A 23,995-nucleotide genomic window follows, 5' to 3' on the forward strand; every position below is an offset into this window, starting at 1 on the left:
GGCAAGTTTCATGACAACCCCAGTCCCCTAAGGATGATTGTGCAAATCGAGTGACCAATTCAGCGTCATTGGCAGAGGTGTCCAGGTTCCCGTTTGCAGCCCCGCTGACCGAAGGGCTCTGGCGGTCCAGGTATTACAGCCGAGCAAAGCGTTAAACCCGCCCTTGGCGGAGAAGAAGAAATCGTGCGCGTCATAGGCAGCATTCGGTATGGGGATTGGACCACCATCTTTGTCCAACTCGAAACTCAACCTTATGTGGTCCAGTAGCCGTTCAAATTCGATTTCTGAGAGATGCAACTCGCGGACGCTTTCCAGCTCGACGGCTATGGGCCCTGTTCTCCTCACATGCATGACTGACCTGTCCCAGGTCAGCGCATCAATGACAGGACCAGGTCTGAGATGTCCCCAGGTTGGTGTCTCAACATAGAAAGATCGCCCTCCCCATCCGAAGACCACCCAGAACACACCTTGATAGTCGAGAGGCAGGCCTGCGTCAGAAACAAATGAAAAGGTTTCAAGAACATCCGGGTCAGCAGGCAGGGCGATGTCAGTATGGATCGGATTGGAGAGTACCAGAATTGTCCGTTTTTTGTCCGATCCGCTGGCTTCGGCTTGGGTAGAGTCAAAAAGGGGTCTCGGAACAAGCGTTCCGAGACCCATCAATAAAACCAGCAGGATAGCGACCAGACAAAGACCTACGATCGCACGCCTGACCAGCTTGATCATTCTACTTCATTCCGGCCTTGATCAGTGGTGCAGGATCTGGCTCAGGAACAGTTTTGTCCGTTCATGCTGCGGATTGGTGAAGAAGTCTTCAGGCTCGTTCTGTTCAACGATCTGACCTGCATCCATGAAAATCACGCGGTTTGCCACCTTGCGCGCAAAGCCCATTTCGTGGGTCACGCAGAGCATCGTCATGCCTTCTTCGGCAAGACCGACCATCACGTCCAGAACTTCCTTGATCATTTCCGGATCGAGAGCAGATGTAGGCTCATCGAAGAGCATGATCTTCGGGTTCATGCACAAGGACCGCGCAATGGCCACGCGCTGTTGCTGACCACCGGACAACTGCCCAGGGTATTTCAAGGCCTGCTCGGGGATCTTGACGCGTTCCAGGTAGTGCATCGCGATGTCTTCAGCTTCCTTCTTCGGCATCTTGCGTACCCAGATCGGCGCCAGGGTGCAGTTTTCCAAGATTGTCAAATGTGGAAACAGATTGAAATGCTGGAAGCACATGCCGACTTCCCGACGAATTTCATCGATCTTCTTGAGATCGTCCGTCAACTCAATGCCATCGACAATGATTTGGCCGGCCTGGTGCTCTTCCAAACGGTTTATGCAACGGATCATGGTCGACTTTCCCGAGCCGGAAGGCCCACAAATGACAATCCGCTCGCCGCGCATAACCTTCAGGTGGATGTCACGCAGGACGTGAAAGTCACCATACCACTTGTTCATGTTCTTGATTTCGATTGCGACATCCGTTTCGGAAATCTGCATCTTGGAACGATCTGCAGCGATCTCTTCCGGGTTTACTGCATTCTCAGTCATGAGACTTTACTCCATGAGTGTCTTTTGGCCGGGGCGCTGCGGTCTGGCGCGCGCCCCGGAAACTCGGTCCTAGCGTTTGTGTCCTGTGTGCAGTTTGTTCTCCATGAATATGGAGTACCGCGACATGCCGAAGCAGAAGATGAAGAACACAATGGCTGCAAAGAGATAGCCGGTATGACCCTGGCTTGGTGTCGACCAGGTCGGATCCGTGAAGGATGACTGGATCTGACCAAGCAGGTCGAACATGCCGACGATCAAGACCAGCGTCGTGTCTTTGAACAGACCGATGAAGGTGTTCACAATGCCCGGGATCACCAGTTTCAAGGCCTGTGGCAAAATGATGAGATACATCATCGGCCAGAACCTCAGTCCCAGTGCCATCGCACCTTCATACTGACCCTTGGGAATAGCCTGCAGGCCACCACGGACCACTTCCGCCATATAAGCTGCGGAGAACAGTGTCACACCAATGAGCACACGCAGCAATTTGTCGAAGGTCACGCCTTCCGGCAGGAACAGCGGCAGCATCACGGAAGACATGAACAGAACCGTGATAAGCGGCACACCGCGCCAGAACTCAATGAAGATGATGGAGACCATCTTGATGATCGGCATTTTTGACCGACGGCCAAGCGCAAGCGCAATCCCGAGGGGCAGCGAGGCAACGATACCTGTTACTGCAATGACGAGCGTAACAAGCAACCCACCCCAGCGGGCTGTTTCAACGATCGGCAGGATCACGGAACCGCCAATGACCAGACCGGTCAACAGGAAGTATGCCACGATCGGGAAGACCACCAGAAACAGGATGGCATTGGTACGTTTGAATGGTGCACTTGGCCAGGCAAGTGGCACCAGAAGCAGAACGAACAACGCATAGACGATGTTCACCCGCCAGATTTCATCAGTGGGATACCGTCCGTAGATGAACTGCGGAAGATAGGCTTTCACGTAGGCCCAACAGGCACCGCCGTGCGCACCGTCCTGAGGAAGGCATGCCTCGCGGTTCTCGCCATTCCAGACTGCATCGACTAGCGCAAACTGAACGAAGGGTGCCACGATCGAATAAGCGATCAGAATACCAACGACCGTCAATATGGTGTTGCTTATGGATGAGAACAGGTTCTGCCGCATCCAGCCAATAACACCGGTGGTCGAGACCGGCGCCGGCAAAAGCGGCGCCTCCTCGGTTCTTATCTGGAACATTTTTGTGTCTGACATGATCAAGCGCTCCTTACCGTTCCACGAGCGCCATGCGCTGGTTATACCAGTTCATGAAGGCGGATGTGAGCAAGCTGAGCGAAAGGTAAACTCCCATCCAGATGCCAATGATTTCGATTGCCTGCCCCGTCTGATTGAGAACCGTGCCACCGACGGACACAAGGTCCGGGAAGGCAATGGCTACAGCCAGAGAAGAGTTCTTGGTCAAGTTCAGATACTGACTCGTCAGCGGTGGAATGATCACGCGCATTGCCTGCGGGATGACGACCAGGCGCAATGTTGGACCGTTACGCAGCCCCAGCGCATGGGCGGCTTCCGTCTGACCATGCGAAACAGCCTGAATACCTGCACGCACAATTTCGGCGATGAAGGCGGCGGTGTAGATCGCAAGAGCAGCGGTAAGAGCCAAAAACTCCGGTATGACGTTGATACCGACATTCAACTCAAAACCACGACGCAGGATTGGTCCGGTTTCAACGAAGTTGGGATGCTCCCAATACATCGGCATGCCCATAACGAGGTAAGCCAGCACCGGCAGACCGACGATAAGGCCGACAGCAGTCCAGAACATCGGGAATTGCTGCCCAGTGGCATCCTGGCGCTTGTGAGCCCACCTGGAGATGACGATTGAGGCAATGATGGCCACGATCAGCGCAATGCCGATCATATGGGAACCAGGCTCCCAGATCGGCTTTGGCAATCTCAAACCACCAATATTCAAGTGGATGGTATCAAACAGCGACCACTTTTCACGCTTTCCCGGAACAGCGCGCAAAACCGCGAAATACCAGAAAAAGATCTGCAGCAGCAGCGGGACATTTCGGACAAGCTCAACGTAGCAATATGCCAGCCGGCTGATGACCCAGTTGTTGGAGAGCCGCGCGATCCCGATGACGAAACCGAAGATCGTGGCAAAGAAGATGCCGACAACGGCAACAAGTATTGTGTTGAAGAGACCGACCAGAAGGGCCGTGCCGTAACTTGATGTTTCCGAATAGGGAAACAAAGACTGAATGATGCCGAAACCGGCAGTGTTTTCCAGAAAACCCCAACCAGAGGCAATGTTTTGCCGTTCCAGGTTGGCTATCGTGTTCGTAACGATGACGTATCCCAAAGTCACCAACGCGACGATCAATACCAATTGGTAAAAAAGGCCACGGGCTTTGGGATCGTTCAACAGCGAAGCACGCGCCGGCGCCCCCGCCGAGTCCTGCTCCATTACTGACATAGAACCTCGCCCAAGTTGTCACGAAAGAGCCCGGCACGAAGCCTCTCCTCTGACGTGTCCATATCTGCTTCACGTCTTGCGCTTTTGCGCTCCCCAGTCGGCGAAAGCAGATTGTTCCCCCACGCGTTACTGGATTATTCCAGTTTTGATGCGCGGAATTTATTGAGGGTTCCGGCAGTAGACCGCCGGAACCCCTGAAATCCTCAAATTACAAGAGGATTAGCGGACCGGCGGAGCGTACATGAAGCCGCCAGCGTTCCACAGTGCGTTAACACCGCGGGAGATGCCGAGCGGAGTGTCCGGACCAACGTTTGCGTTGAAGGACTCTTCGTAGTTACCGACGTTCTTGATGATGTTGTAAGCCCAGTCATTGGACAGGCCGATAGCTTCACCGAACGCACCTTCTGCGCCAAGCAGACGCTTGACGGACGGGTTGTCGGAAGCCTTCATTTCATCAACATTTGCAGACGTAACACCGAGCTCTTCAGCGTTCAGCATTGCGTTGAGGGTCCACTTTGCGATGTTGAACCACTCATCGTCGCCCTGGCGAACAACCGGACCCAGAGGCTCTTTGGAGATGATCTCCGGCAGAACCATGTGGTCGCCCGGATTGGTCAGCTTCAGGCGCTGAGCATACAGCCCGGAAGCGTCCGTGGTGTAAACGTCGCAACGGCCGGCGTCATATGCAGCAACAACTTCGTCTGCTTTTTCGAAAGCGACGATTTCGTACGGCATGTTGTTCGCACGGAAGTAGTCAGCAACGTTCAACTCAGTCGTCGTGCCCGTGTTTGTACACACGGAAGCGCCGGAGAGTTCCAGAGCGGACGTAACGCCGAGGTCCTTGCGAACCATGAAGCCCTGACCGTCATAGTAGTTCACGCCTGCGAAGTTCAGACCGAGCTGAGTATCGCGGGACATGGTCCAGGTGGTGTTACGGGACAGAACGTCAACTTCGCCGGACTGCAGAGCGGTGAAACGCTCTTTAGCGGACAGCGGAGTGAATTTAACAGCGGACGCGTCACCGAATACCGCAGCAGCCATTGCGCGGCAAAGGTCAACGTCAAGCCCGGTCCAGTTCCCCTGTGAATCCGGATTAGAGAAACCCGGCAGGCCCTGGCTCACGCCACACTGAATGAAGCCTTTTGCCTTGACGTCTTCCAGCGTCGTTGCACCCGCAGCCGTCGTTGCGGCGACTCCCATAGCAGCGCCGAGTACGAGCGGAAGGATTTTATTGGACATGGATATGCAGCCTTTATTTGTTACCCATACTTTGTCTTGTCGGGCTTATTCGGAAGACGTCTTCCCTGTCTCGCTATCCGGACAGTATGCAGCCTTGCTGACTGTTTCCTCCAGAAGTCTCCCGTCCCAACCCAACGACCCCATACGATGGCATTTAGCCGTTCGGGTCAAGTACTTGCTGCAGTTATCTCGTCAAAATTCTAGTGCCTTGGAACAATTGCCACTGAAACAGCTGCACAAAACACGAACATGTCTAAAACGAAATCATTCAATGCCCAAAAAGAGTTCAATCCATTTAATTCCCGTAACGCCACCGTTAACTTTAGTTTGAGTTTTATCGGATGCGATCACTACTCTTGAGCGCAACAACCCGGTTGCAGGCGATGGTCGAATGACTAAAGTGTCGCTTCCTGCCCACCGTCAGGTTGTGGCGTTACCCAGATCAGCATTCAAGAGCATCCATGTCATCGCAAAAATCCACTTCGGCTCTCAAAGCCGACACCAAACTTGCCCATGCAGGTCGAGACCCACTGGCATTTCACGGGTTCGTCAATCCCCCGGTGGTTCATGCTTCGACGGTTTTGTATCCTGACACCAAAACTCTTGTGACGGGACAGCAGACCTACTCGTATGCTCGAAGAGGAAATCCGACGACAGATTCGCTTGAAAGCGCACTTGCGGAGATCGAAGGGGCGGCAGGCGTCAAAATTGCAAACTCTGGGCTGAACGCCATCGCGCTTGCCGTTCTTTCCTGTGTGAAGGCTGGCGATCATATCCTCATTGCCGATACGGCTTATGGACCGACACGCCATTTTGCCGACACGGTACTGCCAGGTCTCGGCATCACAGTCGAATATTACGCCCCTTCGTTGGGTGAAGAAATCAGGTCTCTATTTCGACCGGAAACAACAGCGGTCTTCACAGAAGCTCCCGGTTCACTAACCTTTGAAATGCAGGACGTTCCAGCCATTGCTGCCGCGGCACGCACGATCGATGCAACTGTCCTGATGGACAATACTTGGGCGAGCCCGCTGTTTTGCCAACCTTTGTCGCTTGGTGTGGATCTGTCGATCCAGGCCGGCACCAAATATATCGTCGGTCATTCCGATGTCATGCTGGGCACTGTGGCTGCAAACGAGCGTGCATGGGGCAAGCTCCACACTCTTTATGGTGCCATGGGCTGTCATGCCGCGCCAGACGACGTCTTCCTGGGTCTTCGCGGACTTCGCACGCTTTCGGTGCGGCTAGAGCGCCACCAACGCAACACGATGGAAATCTTGAATTGGTTGAGCGGACGGCCTGAAATTGGAGCTCTCAAATACCCTGCCCTTGCAAACGACCCGGGCCATGAAATCTGGCGTCGGGATTTCAGCGGCAGCTCGGGGCTTTGCGCATTTGACTTCGTGTCAGGCACCAGTGAAGAGCAAGCGTTCAAATTTTTGGACACACTTACACTTTTTGGTCTTGGGTTTTCTTGGGGTGGGTTTGAAAGCCTGGCCATTCCGGTTCGATTGAAGGGTCAAAGAACTGTTGCGCCATTCGATCCAGACCTTCAGTCGGTTCGTCTGCATATCGGCTTGGAAGATCCGGAAGATCTCATCAAAGATATGGAACAGGCTTTGACCGAGGCATTCGACTAATCGGCAAAAAATTTACCGAAAATATTGAAGACGCTGTGGGTGAACGCTCACAGCGTTGCAAGCTCTTTTGCCCTCAATCGCGATCGTTCTAGACCCAGCGGCTGCTCACTTGCCTCAAATCGTCGGGTCGTTGCGCTTTTCTTTGAAGATAAGCCAGAGGTTACGGAAATAGATCAGCAAGCCCAGGCCCTGCCCTGCAATGAAGACCGGGTCCTGACGTTGTATGGCGTACACCAGAAGCAAAGAACCACCCGAAATGGAAAAGAACCAGAACGCGACGGGGACGATGGATCTGCCAACCCTCTCCGAAGCTATCCATTGAATGACAAAGCGCATCATGAACATGAACTGAGCAACAAAACCCAGCACGATCCAGAAATCGAATTGCTCGACAAAAACGGCGTTTAGCCAATCAACAAGAGCGTTCATGAGGCAGGTCCAGTCAGGTTCTTCGGGCCGATTGCCCGGCAACTTGGTCTATTTGAAGCCAGAATGCGGTGAGGATCAGGTCAGAGGACGGACTTGAGGAATTTTTTTCCTACGGCGTCGCAACCACCAAACACCGAAGAGGTCCAGAACACCGACAAGAGCGCGGTCGAATATTCCATATTTCGAGGTTCCATGTCGACGTTCTCGATCCTGAACATCGATATGTGTGACCTCATATCCTTCGCGGATTACAAGGGCCGGTAGAAAACGGTGCCAGCTGTCGAAATAAGGCAGTTGAAGGAAAACTTCCCGACGAAGAGCCTTCAGACCACACCCGCTGTCTCGGGTGTTGTCTTTCAAAATGCCCCCACGAAGCTTGTTCGCAAATTTCGACGCATAACGCTTGGCAAGGCTTGCCTTTCGGCCGAGCCTTTGTCCGGCCGCAAGAGCAACGGAGGGGCCCGCTGCATTCAAGGCATCCAGAAGATCGGGTATGTAAGCCGGATTGTTTTCACCATCGCCATCGATGGTGGCTACGACATCTCCGCGCGCATGTAACAAACCGGTGCGCACGGCGCAGCTTTGACCGCAGGACGTTTCATGCCGCACGGGCCGTAACCAGTCATGAGTCGCTGCATAATCCTGGAGAACAATGTCTGTGCCGTCAGAAGATCCATCGTCAATGACGATCACTTCAAATGAATGACCAGACAGGGCCGTTTCGATTTCATTCAAAAGGATCGGCAGATTTTCTGCTTCGTCTTTGGCAGGCACTACCACTGTTACGGCCAGCGCCCCTTTGTTGGCGGCGACGGCTTCCAGATAACTTTGTGTCATGCGCTTGTCCGTTCCGTCTGCTCTGCCGTCGACTGCTCCATCGGAACGCGATCAGCCCCGCGTTGACCACGCAGAACCTGCCACACTGCCCGCACGCAAGCGCTGGCGGACCTGACATTCATGTTCGGTTCTATTTTTCCGGCAGCAGACAGATGAAAGCCGATCCTGCGTCGTGCCAAGGCGCGGACAGTGAAGAATGTGAAGGTCATACCGAGCAACGTTCCGGCGATGACATCGCTTGGATAGTGAGCACCAACCATGACCCGGCTGAAAGCGAGCCAGAAAGCAGCCGCTATGATCAGCCAGCGATAGGCCGGAAAAATGAAAGCCAACGAAGTTGCCAGCGCTGCGACTGTGGTCGAGTGACCGGAAGGAAAACTCGTGAAGGTTCCATCGAACGCCAGAAAATCGAACCGAACCGGCCCTACTTCCTCATAGAGTTTTGGCCGTGCACGTCCGAGCGACCACTTGAAGGCAATCGCCAACAGGCCTGTTGCGGCAACGGAATAAAAGATGAAGGCGCTGTAGGTGAAAATCGACCCGATTGCCATTCGCAGCCGGAAGGCATACCGGCCGGCGTCCAGAGCCAGGAGAAACAGGCACGTCACACCAGTACTGATTAGTATCCAGTCTGCCTTGCCGAAATCGGTAACAGCACGGAATGCTGATCTGTATTCACCCGGCAGAGACTGTAGCCAGGGATAGGTCGGAATATCGAATGCCACCACTGCAATCCCGACGGTCAGCAGCAACACAGCCAGGATGTCCTGAGGTCTTTGTCCAGGCGGCAAAGGGTCACGGTTCTGCATCGCCCGGCCTTTTCGACCGGAAAGCAGGATAGCAGCCCGACGCATGTTCCCGCGCATGCGTGCAAGAATATGCCGGACATAATTACTGCTGTTCTGCATCGCTTTCTTCTGTACCTGTGACCGCTTTGACATTCTGATAAAGCGCGATATCGACGTCATCGCCACCATTGATATTGAGGCCGTCTACCCTTTTTCGAACCTCGGGCACAAGGCCAATCTCCTTGGAGGCCGCCAAAAACGCAGCTTCTTCCCGGCTTTCTATGACAGCAATCCGGCAAGATCCCTTTTCAGCAGATGCAGCTTCATTCAAAAATTCGGCCGCATTTTTGGGTGAAATGATCTTTGTTCCAGTGCCCTCGAGGAAGATGAAACTCGGTTCGTGAAAGCCAGAAGTTACGACCTGTCGGCGAGAAGCATCCGCGCAGCCAGGAACCTCGTCGAGCGCAGCCACCAGGCGTGGGCTTACCCAGATCGGTGTGAGTGCCGGACCGACAAAGCCCCAAACGCCGATGGCAGCACAGACGGCGGCCATTGTGACCGCAGGCAACGAATAGAGCGCAGGACCACGAAGGATCCTTGAAGCTGCTGCAACTGCGAACATTGCGCCAAGAGCGACAATCACGGCACCCGGAGGCGATGGCCAGGTGCCAAGTACAAACGGACCTGCAAATGACGCCACTGCCAGACCAACCGCAGGCACCGCAAGAAGTATCGCCGCAACCCAGCGGACCGATTTCTTGGAATTCGCCCCTGCCCCCTCAATCAGCGCAGCAGCAACCGGTAAGGCAAGCGCTGGCAAGAGCGGCATCGTGTAGTGAGGCAATTTGGTCGCGACAAGCTCGAAGATTACCCAACTCGGCAGAAACCATGCTGTTGCAAATACCACCAGCGGGCTTTTCCGCTCGCGCCAGATCAAAGGCAACGCAATCAGGAAGAATGCCGGCAACGGCCAGAACACGCCCAGCATCGCGCCAAGATGTGTTAGCGGCGGCGCTCCGTGGCTTTCCTGCCCTTCTCGAACCTTGCCAAGAAGGTCCTTTCCGATCGCTTCGGTGAAGAAGGCTCCGTCTGTTGCTATCCAGATGGCAACCAACCAGGGTGAGACGAGCAGGATAGTCCAGACAAGGCCGACGAGCGGAGAAGCAGCCCTGAACCAGGCAAACTGACGCTTCATGGCCATTAGACCGACAATTGTAAGACCGATGACCATCGGGCCGACAGGCCCCTTGATCAGGATACTTGCGGCAAATGCTGTCCAAAAAACAAAACTCAGCGTCCACAATCGCTGGCTCTGCTGCTTCAGCCAAATCCGCGCCAGAGCCCCTTGCGCAATGATGATTGTTGCCAGTAGCACGGCGTCAGTCTTCGCTAGCCTTGCTTCAACACCCACAATGATAGCAAGCGCCGTAAACCCTCCCACAAGCAACGCGCCGGCTGGCCCCATAAACGCACGAGCGAGCCAAAATGCAGCGAGAACGCTAATGGTCGAACCTATTATCGACGGCAACCGATAGACCCACAGCGGGGCCTCGGCATCCTTGCCGGATATCTTTGCTGCCGCAGCCTGTAGCCAATAGATGCCGACGGGTTTCTTGTGGCGGGCCTGTTCCTGGAAGCGAATATCGATGTAGTCCTGCGTCTCAAGCATTTGCTTTGTTGCCTGAGTAAAGCGCGGCTCGTCACGATCTAGGGGTGGAACTGTCCATTGACCGGGAACAAACAGCACGAGAGACAACAGCAGAAGCAGAAACGGTGCGGTGATATCGTGACCAAAAATGTGCAGCCAAATCGGCTTCTTCGGTTTTGGAAGTGGCGTTTGAGTGTCTTGTTCTTGACCGTCGTTTACTGACGTTTGCTCAGACGATGCATCTTGCTCGTCGGAAGAGACCTCTACCTGGTTCTTCGGCTTTACAGTTTCATCTGCCATCTGGTTTCAATTCCGATGTCTCACTCAAGCCACGCCCGCCAGCCCGTTGCCATAGAGCTTCTCCTACATGAGCTTTTCAAAAAGGGAAACAAGAGCTTGCTCTGAGCGGTGTGTTCGCTATCGTCCATTTTGTTTTTTCCTCACTTGAGTCCCAAGGTTTCCCATGACTTTGATTGCCCATATGACCGACCTGCACCTGAGACCAAGAGGCCTGGCGTGCTATCGGGTTTCAGACACGAACATGTTTGCCGAACGAGCCATTAGGTGTTTGAAGTCTCTTGATCCACAACCGGATGCTCTTGTCATAACCGGGGATCTGACCGACCGAAGCGACCCGCGTGAATATGCCGTTGCACGAGAACTGCTCTCCCGTCTCGACATGCCGGTCTTCCTTCTGCCTGGAAATCACGACAGCACCAGTGGCATGCGGCGTGAAATGAGCAGTTTTCCCGGGATCTCCGAAACGGGCGACGGCAAGATCTGCTACACCGCAAAAATTGGCGATGTTCAGTTGATCGCACTGGACAGCCATTTGCCTGGAAGTCCTAAGGGTGAGCTGGGTCCCTGGCAACTGGCATGGCTGGACTCCCGTTTGAAGGAAACGCAGGTTCCAACACTGCTTGCCCTGCACCATCCACCGGCACTCTCCGGCATCGTTCACATGGACAACATGGGTCTGGTTGACGCGGACGCTCTGGCGGAGGTCATAGCGCCACATGCCCATGTTGAAAGGATCATCTGTGGTCACCTTCACAGGCCAATCATTGCCAGTTTTGCCGGAAAGGTGATGACGCTTGCTCCCAGCACCGGTCATCAAGTCGTTCTCGACCTGACAGAAAACGGGCCAGCCTTGTTCAATTTCGAGCCCCCAGCCTATTTTCTTCACTACCATTCTGAAGCGACGGGAGTGGTTTCTCACATGGCATATGTTGAGGCGTTCCCTGGCCCCCATCATTTCTTTGCCGATGAAGGTGTTGTATGGCCGGGTGACGAGGCATGATAGAAATCGCTCGTGCGAAAAGGCGCGGCCTATGGCCAGGCATGTTTATCTTGTTGGCTCTTGTTCTCATGTCCTGCGGAGCATTGCCGGGCGGCAGTGAACTTGAAGACAAGACCATCCTTACAGATCAGACCGTCGATAAATCTCAAATGCTGTCGATGATAAACACATATCGACAACAGAACGGGCGTCCGCCGCTACGTCACGATCCGGAACTTGATTCTGTATCGCAGGACATGGCACGTCACATTGCCGAACGTGACAGCATGGACACGTGGGCACACAGCGCTTTCGGTCTGTCTCAAAGATTGGATAAAGCCGGATACGCAAACTATGCGGGGGCGGAAAATCTCGGCGCTGGATATGCCGATCTGAATGCTGCCTTTCAGGGGTGGCAGGGTTCTGAGGGGCACAACAAAAATCTGCTCAACCCTTATGTAACCCGCGTCGGTATCGCGCGGACCAATCGCAACACCGGAAAATGGCGAAACTTCTGGGTCATGACCTTGTCGCGTCCCAATGAAGACGGGCGGCCAACGGCGCGTTAGCTGTCAAAACCCCTGATCCATGAACGAAAAAATGGCGGGGTCGCCCCCACCATGAGTTTCTTCCAGAGATTGGATGATCCGAGGACCACCCGGACGCCGCACTAAACCTGAGTACGAAAGTCATGTTTTTAGTACCGCGCGTGCGCTGCGCTGTCAATTGACGATTTCAAAGCCTGTTAGAACGGAAATGGCCTCGACGCGAACTCTTCCTCTGTTCCTGGTGTCGCTCTCAAACCGCGCTCAACAACACCCTCATAAAGGCGTCTTTTGCCAAACCGTGGTTCCCAAGTGCAAAGGTCCGGTGAAACGAGTTTTACGCAAGGAATATTCAAGTCCGGGCGCGTGGCATCAAACTCGTAGATACGCAATTTCCGGTCAAAACAGCTTTGCAACAGGTCGTCGCTGGAAAAACTCACTAGCGCCTGTCTCTCATCTGCTGTCGCTGCATTTTCCAGAGGCAAATCGTCAAAGATCGAGTTATTGCGAGCATACGCCAGTTGCCGCGGCACACGTGCAGCCGAACCGCCGCTTTCAGTTTGGGCTGGATATGCCCGATCCATCAAGGCAAGAGAGTTTTCAGCCTGGAGCATTTCCTGCAAAGCGCTTTCGCACGCCTCAACGAGCGTACCAGCTGCCGCCGAACCAATAACGCAGCGCCCACCTGATCCATTGTGCGAAACCGCCAGGGCGACCTGAATATCCAAGTCGGTTTCAACCGACAAGACACACCAATGCCGCGATCTTTGGTTTAAAAATTCGATCAGAGAATTGCGCAAGATTTCATTCAAAAACCCCGCCCTCAGAAGAGTTATCCCCAGGCGGTTGTACCATGCTTGCGCGATGGCATCCCTTTCCACCAACTCCCTCAAGGCTCTGTTTCGAGCACCTTCCAGGCTCGACCAAACAGCGCAGCCTGCGCTGGAAGCGAAGGACATGGTGCGACCAGATAATTGCTCCAATTCCTTGAAGAGTATTCCGATACTTGGAAACGACAATACTTCGTCTTTTATAAGGTTTCTAAGGAAGACTCGACGTTGAAAAAGCTCCTCCCAGGACGCTGCGGCATGCGCTCCATTCCGCATCTCTAACTGCAGCTGCGTCCTTGCTGCGCGCTCCTGACGATCACTTAGCCCGATCACGTCCATAAACGCTACCTTTGGTTGTTCGGACTTACCTAAAAAAACCCTTCCGTCTTTATACCCACAAGTCCAAAGGCTTACTCTTTCAGCCAGCTCTCCAATACAACTTATGGCTGCATTTTGACGTTCCCAGCCTTGCCCTCCACCGGGAAGAGTTTGAGATGCCCTCTTCGCTTCATCTTCAACATGTTCAACCAGGTTCAACAGACCAGTGCAGAAAGCAACCGGACAAAATTCAACATCCATCGGAACCAGTTTCACGTCGTGCGAAGTCAGAAATGGAAGAAAGAGGTTCAGGCTTTGATCGGCTATTTGGATTTCCGAGGGCCCATCATTCGAGCCGAGATGCAACAGCCCGACCCGCTGGAGATCGGAAAGAATTTCCGTCGACACATCACGCAACTCAGTCGGAATTTTCGACCCGTCCAACTTCTCCGCCATACCTACCCGCCGACCAAGTTTAAGTATCCATAGGACACTTTGCTTCACCCTATAATTGCAGCACTTGTAGATTATTTGAATTACTATTGAGCCACTTTTTAAAATCGAATTTAGTAATTCTCGAAGTCAGTCAAGCGTTAGTAAAGTTAAATTACCCACCAACTTTTACTAAAGTTTGACTGATTTTCAAATAGCCGCGTGACCATCCCACCATTTAACACGGCGCGGCGCAATTTTAACTTCAGGAGGCTCACTATGCACGCCAAAACTACTTCACAGAAAAACCTGGAATTCGGCGCGAAACTCGGTGCAATCATTCAAAATGCTGATGACCGCGCCAAACTGATTGATGATCCGAAAGCAGTTCTCGGCGACCTTGGCGCTGCCTCGGATGTTCAGTTGCTTGCGGACACAGCCGACACGGTTCATCTGGTTATTCCGGCAAATATCGATACAGCCCGAGTTGCTGCAGGCGACGAAACATACTTCGAGGAACTCGGCAAAGCTGCCTTGGGAAGCTGCTACTACGAAGATCTGCCTGAGTAATTTTGGATCAAACAGCGCTGTTACCCGGGCAACTATGTCCGGGTGGCTGCTGGCAAAAGGTTAGTCAAATGGCTCGGTTCCCGCATTACAAAAGAAATACGAAAGCCCTGGGTGAGTTGCTTGCAAAGGCTTCCTTAGACCCAGCTCTCAAAAGAGAATTGGTTGAGAACCCGAATAAAGTGCTGTCAGAACTTGGTCTACCAGAACAAGCGACAGAGCTTCTTAATTTCAAAGTCGTGGAAGCAGAAACCGATAGATCAACAATTGCCCTGCCTTTCAGATTAAATGGCAAGAAGCTGGCGCAATCCAATCCTCAATATCTGTCAGAGCTGGGCCAGCTACTGCAGTAGGCTCACCTACCTTGTTCCTTCAAAAAGGAATTTCTGGACGAGAGCTGCCCCCTTGTCGAAATTTTGACGAACAGCTTTGTCCTGGAAAAAATTCACTCTTGTGCGCCATGTGACAGGGTCTGCAGTGAATTCAGGAGCACTATCCAACAAAGCAGCTCTCTGGTCCGTAAAACGCTGAAGCGTCTGCAACGCCTCGTCTTCTCTTCCAGAACAAATCAGCGCAGCGACACGGGTTGTCAAACCACCGACACTGATGCCTGCCCCTCTTTCGATTTGCGTGATTGCGCTCTCAAAGTCATCCGACGCAAAATAGATGTTGGCAAGATATTCGTAGAAAACCCGTGGCACAAACGAGAACAGGTTAAAGGCCCGTTCGGCGGTTGCGCGCGCTTCATCCACATCACCTGAAAATGCAAGTCCTTCGGCGACTGACATGAGATTAGCAGGGTCTGACGATCTCAAACGACCAGCGTTTTGGAATGCGCGCCGCGCTTCATCTGGCATGTTGGACAATATCAACGCCCATCCGTAGACACGTTGGTTTGCCGCCTGCCAAGGATCTAGGACAATGGCCTTTTCGGCTAAATTTAGTAGACCGCCCATGCCATCGTGGGTTGTCTTGTCATGGAGCGGAAAATGCAGTTCCTGCTTCATGATGATTGATGCTTTGCCAGAATAGATCAATGAAAACGAACCGTTTGACCGTTCCAAATCATTGAGCAATCGCATTGCCTTCTCATCAGACTGCGGAGTGAAATCCCACAACAATGCTTCGGCTTGGCACCAACGAGCGAAAATTGAGGTGTTTGAGGGGTTTCTCAGTCTCGTCGTTGCAACCGAATGGACCCTGCTAACGACCTGACTTGCTGCCGGGGCGATGCCGTCCCAGAGACTAAGGTCAATGATTTCGTTAAAGACAATCTGCCCATTGCTGCGGTCCTCAAACTGGATCGCAATCTTTCCACTGCGTTCATCATGCCTGAACCGCAATTGGTAACTGCCCAATTCATGACCATGAACCAGTGTCGGTTTTGGAAAGTTTTCTTCGCCGAAATACTCCGACTCATACAGATCGAAAGACTTGAAGGAAGACAGGCCTGAGACAATCTCTTCGCGAAGGTGGACCGCGTCGTTCAGCCCCTTCTTGTGGAGCGATGAAGAGATAATTGAAATCTCAGGAAGCTTGACGACCTCTTCGTTGTTTGAAAGCACACTATGGGTCGCACCAATATCCCCAGGGTGGTGCGAAACTCCAGCTCTTTTGCCTTCGGCTTCTTCCGCAATCAGAAGCGCCCGTGTTTCCTCATCTGGCTCCGCATCGAGATGAAGACGCATTTCGCGCTCGCAGGTCTTGAACTGCTGTTCAGCGCGTTCGGGCTGGCCAAGCTTCTTGTAGAGCCGGATAAGCAGACGGTGAGCGGCTTCAAAGGCAGGATCTATGGTGAGAAGAAACTTGCCTCCGGCCTCAACCTGCTGTCCGCCATCGTCTACAGATATCTCGTCCAGATGCCGAAAGGCGGCTGTTGAAACTTCAGAACGCACGCGTTCGCGTTCAACCTGGATCCAGTCATTCAGCTCCGGGTCAATATCTTCGAAGCCTGCCAGAAACTCTCCGCGCCATAAATCTGTGGCTTCACGAAAATCGGAAGCGCGCCCGTTTTCAAGCAGGCGCATCACCTCGTCCAAATCAGTGTAAAATGCGGAAGATCCAAGCTGAACATGACCAGGCGACGAACGCACAACATCAATGCCCGCGGCTTCTTCTGCGGTTTTGAGCTGTCGCAGCGCTTGGCGCATCGACTGCATCGCCTTGTGTCTGTCCGTACCGCTCCACAACAGATCGGCCAGTGTCTCACGCGGCGCAGTAAGTCCACTCATCCGGCTCAGATAGGCCATGATTGCCAGGGCTTTACGGGTCTTGACTGCGACCGGCTCCAAGTCCTTGCTCATCAGCAAGGGCCGTCCTAGGCAAGCGAAACAATACGCCTTTGCCATCAATTCCCCGTATTTGAACATCAGCATCAATGTTGTCGTGGTCACGCAACCGCGGATAATACGCAACCGCAAACACAACAACAGCTTATCACGCTTATTTCACGCCGCAACAGCATGATTTAAATGGATGGTCACCGCAGCGCGAAGCTGCAAACGGCGAATCGAATACTGGTGGGTAGTAAAATGTCAAAGACAGTCAGCAAACCGGACCTTACCGAATCCCAACAGGAACCGGCAGTTGAAGCGATTAAACGCATGATCCGGTACACCAAGAAGGAATCGGACAAGGACGGGCGGACTTTCTGCTCCTACTTCCTCGACATGGCTCTGCAGTCGTTGGAAGACGGAACCGAGGATCTCGACAGCCTCCTGAAGACGAAGATCACACCGCTCATGGTGGGGCAACAAAGTGTGGAAAGCTCCAAGTCAGAAAACGCCTGACGGTTCCACACTTAAAGCAGCAACAGCTTGCCGCGCGCCTTACCGGTGTGCGGCATTTTTGTGAGCAAAACTTTTTTAAGTCCGGACATCGGGATATGGAGCGGTAACCCGCATGAATTGTCCCGCACAAACAAAAGGAAAAGTGGCGACCCCGGCAGGATTCGAACCTGCGACCATTCGCTTAGAAGGCGAGTGCTCTATCCAGCTGAGCTACGGGGCCACTTTTGCTGTTCTGACGCTGCTGATAATTTACTGAGCGGCTGAAAACAACGTCGGAATGCAATAGGCAGAACCTCTTTCAACAAACAATCGGCACCTACGGGACATTTCGCACCGGTCCGAGAGCTTGAAAGACCTCAATGCGTCCAGGGAGCCACCCGGTTGAACTTGAAGTTGTCCGCATAGGCCGAGCCGCGCACCTTGCGCTCCTGAGCCTTTTCCACCCGATACGGAATTCCGTGGCGTTTGGCGTAAGCAACGGCATCTTCCTGGCTCTCAAAATAGAGCCTGATCTGCTGCTTCATATCCGATGAAGACGTGTAGCCCATAAGCGGTTCAACAGATTTCGCGGCCTCCGGCTCATAGTCCAGCACCCAGCGATGGGTCTTTGCCTTGCCCGATTGCATGGCGGTTTTTGCCGGACGATAGATGCGCGCAACCATGTGCCTGTGCCCTTAAACGATTTCGCAGAGTATCACTTCTGTTCCACAAGCTTTTTCCTGCCTTTTGGAAGGAAGTCAACACCTAGCCTTCTGACAGCGCTCCAAAACAAACCAAATTGCAAATTTTGCGTTTACCACTCGTTGGATTGTGACATCACGTGAGATGACGAAAGCTGCAACTTGTGCTATCAACTCTCCTAACGTGAACTTTTGAATAAAATAACAATCAAAAGGGATCGTCTTAGACAAATGCACAATCAGATGCGTGATACAGCCGGTCTTTTCATGTGGGTATGGCGGGACCAAAAAGAACAACACAACAGGATGGCTTATGCATTACCCGTTTCTCAAAAACCTGGGCGCCTCCATACCGGAGCACATTCAGCCAACGGCCGCAAAACCGGTCAATCTGAAATCATCAATCGACAAGGCAAACCTGACTGAAATGTGGGACATGATCCTGACACTGGATTATGGTGTGTCCGAAGTTGATGAACTTAGCCCGGAAAAGCAGGATGAGTTTTTGAATGTCATGTCCCTGCTTCTGAAAGCCTTCAATCGATAACCCTGAACTGACCACGGAATTTATTTGCTGAACCGCCCACAAACAGTTTTTACGGAACTCGGGACCGAGGCCATTGAAAATGGCCTTGCTGACCCGTTGCTGGCTGGCTTTTACGAGGCAGTCATGACGTCCGCTGACGGTAGTTTCAGGCAAACAATGCAACCTTTTTTGCCGCACCTGAGCCTGTGTTCGGACAAGGTAACCGATTTCGCACCGCCGCCAATCTTTTACGTTGGCAAGGAAAGTGGGCAACGTCAGCTTTTTGGTGACGATTGGGCAACCTCGACCGGCTCAAACTCTGCACTTCGCACACCTGATGCCGACCTTGAAAGAGCGTCAGCTGAAGGCTACCGCAGTGCGCTATCAGGCAGACCCTATTACGGCTACGCCAGGACACCCATTTCCGTCGATGGACAGGAATATGAGATTGCTTTCGAGCGACTGATTATTGCCGTACGTCCGCATATCAGAGCCAACTACCGGATCTGCGCGTATCTCGGCGTCATTCAGGATCTTCAGCCAAAGTCCTGACGATCAATTTCGCCAGCCCGAACAGGTCGCTCCTGGTCGAATAGACGAGCCAGTCATCCGGCCTGATGTGGCCTGGCGCGATGTGCCAGTGCGTACCTCTCGGAACAAACCTGCGGTACCCAACCCGGACGCCAAAGCCCTTTTCTGCAGCCTTTGACGCCATAAGGCCATAGAGATAATCGGGCGACCATTTCAACAAGGAAACGAGGAAACCAAGCTGTGTCAGCGGTTCGGCCAGTCCCTTGCCTCGAATGTCACCTCTCAGCCATAGATTTCCGTGATAGACGATCCTGCCACGCATGAAATAGGCGTCGTGGGCATGCTCACTGCCAAAACGAACCTGTGGGTTCGGGTCGACAAACATCCTACGTTGCTGCTGTTGCCAATGGTCTGCGAGGCTCCTGTCCTTAAGGTCCTCCACTTTGGCTGCCTGAACGGAAACAATATTGCCGCTGCTGTTATAAGCGCCGATCCAGAACGCAGTCGCGCCATGAAGATCGAAGAACCTGGGCGAGAAATCCTCCATCAGATATTTGTCTTCGGTGGATCGGATCGTTTTTTCAAATAGCCCAAAATCCGCGCTCTCCTTCAAGGACAGCCCGGTTTTATGAATTCTGGTTTGAATGGCGGCAATGGCCGCGGATATTTCCAGCGTGCCCTGCTCGTCCGGGTCCGGTCCCATCTGCCCTGCCTGGCGCCGTCCAACTTGTGAAAGCGCCTCCCCTGAAGGATCAAATTCGTCGGAGTGCCAGAGTGTTCTTCTGAGGCGTGATGCACAAGGTCGCTTGTGTGTGCGCGCCAAGTTATCCCGGCATAATCAATAATTGCCCTATGATTAGCAGCAGCAATGCATGCGCCGTCGCTCCCAACCCGTCCAAAGAAAGAATCGCGTCAGCAAACACAAGCCAGAAGTCCCGACACCACGATGGTGCAGTCCAGTATTCAAACCAATATTTTGGGAAAAATGGTCGGGGCAGCAAGATTCGAACTTGCGACCCTCTGGTCCCAAACCAGATGCGCTACCAGGCTGCGCTATACCCCGATCCGTTGATTTCGAGGGGTGTATCCGCGTTCGGCGTTGGCGTCAAGAGCGAAGAATTTAAGAGCAATCCAAGGCTTGTGGAAAGAGGTCCAACAGGCCAATCGAACTCTGGGCTGCATCGAATGCCCGTTCCCTCACCTCTCGATCTAGTATTCCGAGAGACCGCGCAAGAAACTGCTCTAGCCTGGTGCCTTCATAACCAACCAAGGTTCAAGTTTCTTGGGGTTAGATCGGGTTCCAAGTCGAATTCTGTGTTTGAACACACCAGAGCCCCCAACCGAAGAGTGTCCAGCTATCCTCGGCAGATGGTCAGTCCCACTCAGGTATGATTTCCACCTTCCCCTTCCAGCCATAGCTGCCTGCCATCGAAACCCTGAGCTCGCTCACCGGGTTCGCTGTGGTCGACAAATATGGGTGCTCGAACTGATGGTCCAGGTCATCGAGGGTAATCGACCAGCCGCCACGAGGTTTAAAGTCATTGAGCCAGACCCAACCTGAATAGTAGTAACCCCAATTCTTGAAGTGCCGAGGATTGATGTAACGCCGCAAGACGCGTTCACTCGTCACGCCCATTGCAACCGCACCGGCAACAGTTGAGACGTATTCGTTTTTCAACATGTTGTGCGGTATTTCGTAAAAATGGGTCGCTGCGTGGACAGCTTCGTTTGCGAGCGTACTGGCATGACGCGCATTGCCTATCCTAGGCATGAATCGCAACTTGATCGCTTTTTCGTCGTCCAGGTATCCGCCGCGTCCTCCCAGGTCAGGATTGACGTCAATTGTAATTGCATTGGTTTCAATCAGTTCGGCAATCTTCCGATAGTCCTGCGCACGCATGGTCGTCGCACCATGACTGATCGTGGGCATTCTTCGGGACAAATCCCTAAGAATTGTTGCGGCAGAATTGTTTACACCTGCCATGAAAGTTGCAGCCCCGGACCCTTTGCTGAAATGTGCAGGTGGGACCCAACTGGATGATGGGACGTATATTATTCCGTCCTTGCCATCAGCCGTTAGAGAACTGTCAAATTTGAAATTCCCGCTGGGGTCAAGGCGCCAGCATCCGACCGCGTTTTGTAAGTACCAATTCACTTCGAGCGGGTCCTGGGTCTGGAAGTTGAAAATGATCAAGTCCCAGGGGTTCTGGCGCCCAACGGCGCGTGCATGCGTCCAGAAGTTTCCGTCGGTTGCCCATCTGGCAGCAGCGGCGTCTTTCGGCGGCCAGGTTGAGATCAAGGACTTCGGTTTTTTCATCTTGGGCGCGCCGGGTGCAGGGCTACGGGCGGCACCGGGAAAAATGGAACTCATGTTGCTTACTCTCAAATACAAAAAAGTCGGTCGAACTCGGCACCAGAAAGAAGCTCTGATTCTCAAAATCATCTATGGGATCGCGGCTTCAATTCATGCGCGAACAGCCAGGTGTTTTGCCAGCCAGGAACTTGCCTGCTTAAGCTGGCATTCGATGATTGTTCTATGGGTAAGGTGCCGCAAACGGCGTGACCAACAATCTGTTGATCAACACGGCGAACGTAGCATTGCCAGGTCGAATAAAATGGTGATTGAAATCACAAATTTCCTGATGCCGAGGCCCAAAGACTGACCTGGTTCCAATTCGGAATATTCACGAGGGAAAGCGGCCTAAGGCAATACGCTCCGTAAGCGTGAAAGTGACGCTTAAGCAGCGATACGCGCAAAGTTTCCGCTACACGCCTCGTCTGCATTATCCAGAAGAAACTATTCAGCCATCATAGAAGGGCTGGAAACGCCGTCACCGGGCTCAAGGCCCAGTTCAGCGGAAATACCGGCATTGAGTTCAAGCACGTATTTTGCCGGCTCACGCGACGGAATGACCGCTTCAGAAAACGGGGTCGTGTCGGCCGCGATTGACACGATCCATCCCTTGGCATCGATGTAGATGATATCGAGTGGCAGCGGTGTGTTCTTCATCCAGAAAAATCGGTCCCCCTCGCCTTCGAAAACAAACAGCATGCCGTGATCGGTGGCCATCTCTTCACGGAACATGAGCCCCCGGGCTCTCTGCCTATCCGTGGAGGCGACTTCTACCGTGAATGTGTGTTCTTTGTCGCCGGAGCGAACGACCAATGTTTCTGTCGGCAAAGGCGCGACTTCGTCTTGAGCGGTAGCAGGAGAAAGGCCAGTCGCAGTAAACAACAACAAAAACGACAAGACGACCGAGTGAGCCACAGTGTGGGAAATCATACGTTTGGGCTCCGTTCACCGGCAAATGTTGCAACACTGGAATACATAGAAAGACCGTTGCCAAACAAAAAGGCCGGAACATGTCCGGCCCTTGAAATCAAAAAAGCTGCCTATTTGTCAATGAGACGCCGGGATATGGGTTCCAGCACCCATCGGCCGGATTTCAGCCGCCATACGCCCTTTAGGTCCGGTCCCGAACCTGACCAGTACGTCCTGACCAGGTCGCAACTCCGTGATTCCGAACCGGCGCAGCGTTTCCATATGGATGAAGATGTCTTCAGACCCCTCTCCCTGGGTCAGGAAACCGAAGCCTTTCACGCGGTTGAACCATTTGACGGTCGCTTTTTCAAATCCGCCTTCCGGAACCACCTGAACATGTGTTCTGGACGGAGGCAGCTGCGAGGGATGTGTTGCCGACGTTTCATCCATGGAAAGGATGCGGAACGCCTGCAGTCCTCGAGGCCGATCAAGCACCTCACACACAACGCGTGCGCCTTCATAGGCGGTTTGGTATCCATCCCGCCTGAGGCAGGTAACGTGAAGCAGGATGTCGTTTTCACCGCTGTCCGGCACAATGAAGCCGTAGCCCTTACCGACATCGAACCATTTAATCGTTCCGGCGATCTCGAAAACATCAACGGCAACATCTTCCGTCATTGTATCGAGTGCGCGGGGTTCCCCTGCGGTTTTAACCCCCATAGCCATTTGTCCCGTCTCTGGTCCGCATCATTCAACTAAGGGCAGAATTCGACTCGCCCATTAGCTGATTCCTAACAAAAGGATAACATTGCGCTTTGTGTCGAGAAGGGAAATTGTCGGACTAACCACAGACCATTTGCTCGATTTTCCGTTATTCTTCATGAAATTCGGCAAAAGTCTGTGCCAAGGGTGTGCGTATGACTGTCGAAGCATAAGAATCGAGTGGCGTTTCTTCTCCATTGAGAATCACCAATTCTGCCCCAGCCTCTGCCGCCAAAGCAGGAAGTTGAGCTGCCGGGTGAACAACCAGTGACGATCCGAGAACCAGAAAGAGATCGCATTCCTGCGCTGCCGCCGCAGCGTTTTGCAAGGCTGCTTCCGGCATCTGCTGACCAAAACTGATGACTGCGGCCTTCAACAACCCGCCACATTTAACACAATTAGGACTACGCCCGGTTTCAACTGTTTGTCTTTGGTCTTCCAGCTCCGCGCGCGCACCGCAGGATAGGCATGTGGCGAAGGTTGAATTCCCATGTATCTCAATCAGCCTGTCGTCAGGAAATCCAGCTTTCTGATGAAGCCCATCCACGTTTTGCGTGACCAGACACCGCATATACCCATTTGTGGCCAACGACGTCAGTGCCAAATGGGCTGCATTGGGTTCAGCTTTTTGAAAAAAGTCCTGCATTTCAAAGCGTCGATCCCAGTCTTCCAGACGACTTTCTTCCGACCTTACAAAATCCTGGTATTGAACCGGTTGTCGTTTGGACCATATCCCGCCGGGCGAACGAAAATCCGGAATGCCGGATTCTGTCGAAATGCCAGCACCCGTCAGAGCGACGATCCGGTGGTAGGCACCGCGCTTGAATTGTGCGACATAGTTGCGAGCTTCGGCCAGTCCTGTGATGGTCTTCATGGGTCGGTCACTCGCCTTT

The 23,995-nt window shown here is 53.1% G+C and carries 26 protein-coding genes and 2 tRNA genes; 9 read left to right on the forward strand and 19 right to left on the reverse strand.

The features are described from left to right. Nucleotides 1–27: 27 nt before the first annotated feature. The 5 genes from K1718_RS16425 to K1718_RS16445 form a co-directional block, all read right to left on the reverse strand. Nucleotides 28–726 carry a TIGR02117 family protein gene (locus K1718_RS16425; protein ID WP_265681522.1) on the reverse strand — a complete coding sequence of 233 codons (699 nt, stop codon included), beginning with the start codon at nt 724–726 and terminating at the stop codon, nt 28–30. 21 nt (nt 727–747) lie between these two features. Next, the gene (locus K1718_RS16430; protein ID WP_152501981.1) at nt 748–1,551 is read right to left on the reverse strand and encodes an amino acid ABC transporter ATP-binding protein; all 804 of its coding nucleotides are present in this window, start codon (nt 1,549–1,551) and stop codon (nt 748–750) included. Between the two features lie 69 nt (nt 1,552–1,620). After that, nucleotides 1,621–2,772, reverse strand: coding sequence for an amino acid ABC transporter permease (locus K1718_RS16435; RefSeq protein WP_265681521.1), 1,152 nt, complete (start codon nt 2,770–2,772; stop codon nt 1,621–1,623). 13 nt (nt 2,773–2,785) lie between these two features. Next, a complete protein-coding gene (locus tag K1718_RS16440) occupies nt 2,786–3,991 on the reverse strand; it encodes an amino acid ABC transporter permease (RefSeq protein ID WP_173006246.1) in 1,206 nt (401 codons plus the stop codon). Nucleotides 3,992–4,219: 228 nt separating this feature from the next. After that, complete coding sequence (locus tag K1718_RS16445) at nt 4,220–5,239, reverse strand: amino acid ABC transporter substrate-binding protein (protein ID WP_265681520.1); 1,020 nt, start codon at nt 5,237–5,239, stop codon at nt 4,220–4,222. Nucleotides 5,240–5,700: 461 nt separating this feature from the next. Between K1718_RS16445 and metC the strand changes: the two genes are divergently transcribed. Further along, complete coding sequence (gene metC, locus K1718_RS16450) at nt 5,701–6,879, forward strand: cystathionine beta-lyase (RefSeq protein WP_152501985.1); 1,179 nt, start codon at nt 5,701–5,703, stop codon at nt 6,877–6,879. Nucleotides 6,880–6,993: 114 nt separating this feature from the next. On the opposite strand, the gene K1718_RS16455 is transcribed toward metC, so the two are convergent. From K1718_RS16455 to K1718_RS16470, 4 genes are all read right to left on the reverse strand, one after another. Then, nucleotides 6,994–7,308, reverse strand: a complete 315-nt coding sequence (locus K1718_RS16455) for a lipid-A-disaccharide synthase N-terminal domain-containing protein (RefSeq protein WP_152501986.1) — start codon at nt 7,306–7,308, stop codon at nt 6,994–6,996. A gap of 75 nt (nt 7,309–7,383) precedes the next feature. Next, nucleotides 7,384–8,145, reverse strand: coding sequence for a glycosyltransferase family 2 protein (locus K1718_RS16460; RefSeq protein WP_265681519.1), 762 nt, complete (start codon nt 8,143–8,145; stop codon nt 7,384–7,386). Continuing rightward, nucleotides 8,142–9,053, reverse strand: coding sequence for a phosphatase PAP2 family protein (locus tag K1718_RS16465; protein ID WP_265681518.1), 912 nt, complete (start codon nt 9,051–9,053; stop codon nt 8,142–8,144). The genes K1718_RS16460 and K1718_RS16465 overlap by 4 nt, the downstream gene beginning before the upstream one ends. Next, a complete protein-coding gene (locus tag K1718_RS16470) occupies nt 9,037–10,881 on the reverse strand; it encodes an ArnT family glycosyltransferase (protein ID WP_265681517.1) in 1,845 nt (614 codons plus the stop codon). The genes K1718_RS16465 and K1718_RS16470 overlap by 17 nt, the downstream gene beginning before the upstream one ends. 163 nt (nt 10,882–11,044) lie before the next feature. Here K1718_RS16470 and K1718_RS16475 point away from each other — a divergent pair, with 163 nt between their 5' ends. Both K1718_RS16475 and K1718_RS16480 read left to right on the forward strand, forming a co-directional pair. After that, the gene (locus K1718_RS16475; protein WP_265681516.1) at nt 11,045–11,881 is read left to right on the forward strand and encodes a phosphodiesterase; all 837 of its coding nucleotides are present in this window, start codon (nt 11,045–11,047) and stop codon (nt 11,879–11,881) included. Further along, a complete protein-coding gene (locus tag K1718_RS16480; protein ID WP_265681515.1) occupies nt 11,878–12,429 on the forward strand; it encodes a CAP domain-containing protein in 552 nt (183 codons plus the stop codon). Before K1718_RS16475 ends, K1718_RS16480 begins: the two co-directional genes overlap by 4 nt. Before the next feature lie 176 nt (nt 12,430–12,605). Here K1718_RS16480 and K1718_RS16485 read toward each other — a convergent pair whose 3' ends face one another. After that, complete coding sequence (locus K1718_RS16485; protein ID WP_265681514.1) at nt 12,606–13,997, reverse strand: YcaO-like family protein; 1,392 nt, start codon at nt 13,995–13,997, stop codon at nt 12,606–12,608. A gap of 267 nt (nt 13,998–14,264) precedes the next feature. Between K1718_RS16485 and K1718_RS16490 the strand changes: the two genes are divergently transcribed. Together K1718_RS16490 and K1718_RS16495 are read left to right on the forward strand one after the other, a co-directional pair. Beyond that, entirely contained in the window at nt 14,265–14,555 is a 291-nt protein-coding gene (locus K1718_RS16490) for a hypothetical protein (protein ID WP_265681513.1), read from the forward strand. Nucleotides 14,556–14,623: 68 nt separating this feature from the next. Beyond that, entirely contained in the window at nt 14,624–14,905 is a 282-nt protein-coding gene (locus K1718_RS16495) for a hypothetical protein (RefSeq protein WP_265681512.1), read from the forward strand. Nucleotides 14,906–14,911: 6 nt separating this feature from the next. Here K1718_RS16495 and K1718_RS16500 read toward each other — a convergent pair whose 3' ends face one another. Further along, nucleotides 14,912–16,855 (reverse strand): BTAD domain-containing putative transcriptional regulator, encoded by a 1,944-nt coding sequence (locus K1718_RS16500; protein WP_265681511.1) that lies wholly within the window; start codon nt 16,853–16,855, stop codon nt 14,912–14,914. A 228-nt stretch (nt 16,856–17,083) separates the two neighbouring features. Here K1718_RS16500 and K1718_RS16505 point away from each other — a divergent pair, with 228 nt between their 5' ends. Continuing rightward, nucleotides 17,084–17,341 (forward strand): hypothetical protein, encoded by a 258-nt coding sequence (locus K1718_RS16505; protein ID WP_152501995.1) that lies wholly within the window; start codon nt 17,084–17,086, stop codon nt 17,339–17,341. Between the two features lie 143 nt (nt 17,342–17,484). Here the strand turns inward: K1718_RS16505 and K1718_RS16510 are convergent. Both K1718_RS16510 and K1718_RS16515 read right to left on the reverse strand, forming a co-directional pair. Next, nucleotides 17,485–17,561: transfer RNA gene (locus K1718_RS16510), tRNA-Arg, on the reverse strand. Between the two features lie 136 nt (nt 17,562–17,697). After that, nucleotides 17,698–18,003, reverse strand: coding sequence for an ETC complex I subunit (locus tag K1718_RS16515; protein WP_265681510.1), 306 nt, complete (start codon nt 18,001–18,003; stop codon nt 17,698–17,700). A 331-nt stretch (nt 18,004–18,334) separates the two neighbouring features. Between K1718_RS16515 and K1718_RS16520 the strand changes: the two genes are divergently transcribed. Beyond that, nucleotides 18,335–18,568 (forward strand): hypothetical protein, encoded by a 234-nt coding sequence (locus K1718_RS16520; protein ID WP_152501997.1) that lies wholly within the window; start codon nt 18,335–18,337, stop codon nt 18,566–18,568. Nucleotides 18,569–18,592: 24 nt separating this feature from the next. Then, nucleotides 18,593–19,099 carry a hypothetical protein gene (locus K1718_RS16525; protein ID WP_265681509.1) on the forward strand — a complete coding sequence of 169 codons (507 nt, stop codon included), beginning with the start codon at nt 18,593–18,595 and terminating at the stop codon, nt 19,097–19,099. Here K1718_RS16525 and K1718_RS16530 read toward each other — a convergent pair. The 3 genes from K1718_RS16530 to K1718_RS16540 form a co-directional block, all read right to left on the reverse strand. Next, nucleotides 19,071–19,781: a hypothetical protein gene (locus tag K1718_RS16530; protein ID WP_152501999.1), complete on the reverse strand. Its 711-nt coding sequence runs from the start codon at nt 19,779–19,781 to the stop codon at nt 19,071–19,073. The two genes, K1718_RS16525 and K1718_RS16530, sit on opposite strands and share 29 nt — an antisense overlap. A gap of 283 nt (nt 19,782–20,064) precedes the next feature. Further along, nucleotides 20,065–20,141: transfer RNA gene (locus tag K1718_RS16535), tRNA-Pro, on the reverse strand. A gap of 309 nt (nt 20,142–20,450) precedes the next feature. After that, nucleotides 20,451–21,008 (reverse strand): hypothetical protein, encoded by a 558-nt coding sequence (locus K1718_RS16540; RefSeq protein ID WP_152502000.1) that lies wholly within the window; start codon nt 21,006–21,008, stop codon nt 20,451–20,453. A gap of 256 nt (nt 21,009–21,264) precedes the next feature. Here K1718_RS16540 and K1718_RS16545 point away from each other — a divergent pair, with 256 nt between their 5' ends. Next, on the forward strand, nt 21,265–21,741 hold the full coding sequence (locus K1718_RS16545; protein WP_265681508.1) for a hypothetical protein: 477 nt from the start codon (nt 21,265–21,267) through the stop codon (nt 21,739–21,741). A 134-nt stretch (nt 21,742–21,875) separates the two neighbouring features. On the opposite strand, the gene K1718_RS16550 is transcribed toward K1718_RS16545, so the two are convergent. The 3 genes from K1718_RS16550 to K1718_RS16560 form a co-directional block, all read right to left on the reverse strand. Next, on the reverse strand, nt 21,876–22,361 hold the full coding sequence (locus K1718_RS16550) for a DUF192 domain-containing protein (protein WP_265681507.1): 486 nt from the start codon (nt 22,359–22,361) through the stop codon (nt 21,876–21,878). Nucleotides 22,362–22,478: 117 nt separating this feature from the next. Next, nucleotides 22,479–23,060 carry a cold-shock protein gene (locus K1718_RS16555; protein WP_274706378.1) on the reverse strand — a complete coding sequence of 194 codons (582 nt, stop codon included), beginning with the start codon at nt 23,058–23,060 and terminating at the stop codon, nt 22,479–22,481. A gap of 151 nt (nt 23,061–23,211) precedes the next feature. After that, nucleotides 23,212–23,976 (reverse strand): SIR2 family NAD-dependent protein deacylase, encoded by a 765-nt coding sequence (locus tag K1718_RS16560; protein WP_265681506.1) that lies wholly within the window; start codon nt 23,974–23,976, stop codon nt 23,212–23,214. Nucleotides 23,977–23,995 lie beyond the last annotated feature (19 nt).

This window comes from Roseibium porphyridii (assembly GCF_026191725.2).
In the GTDB taxonomy this organism is placed as follows: domain Bacteria; phylum Pseudomonadota; class Alphaproteobacteria; order Rhizobiales; family Stappiaceae; genus Roseibium; species Roseibium porphyridii.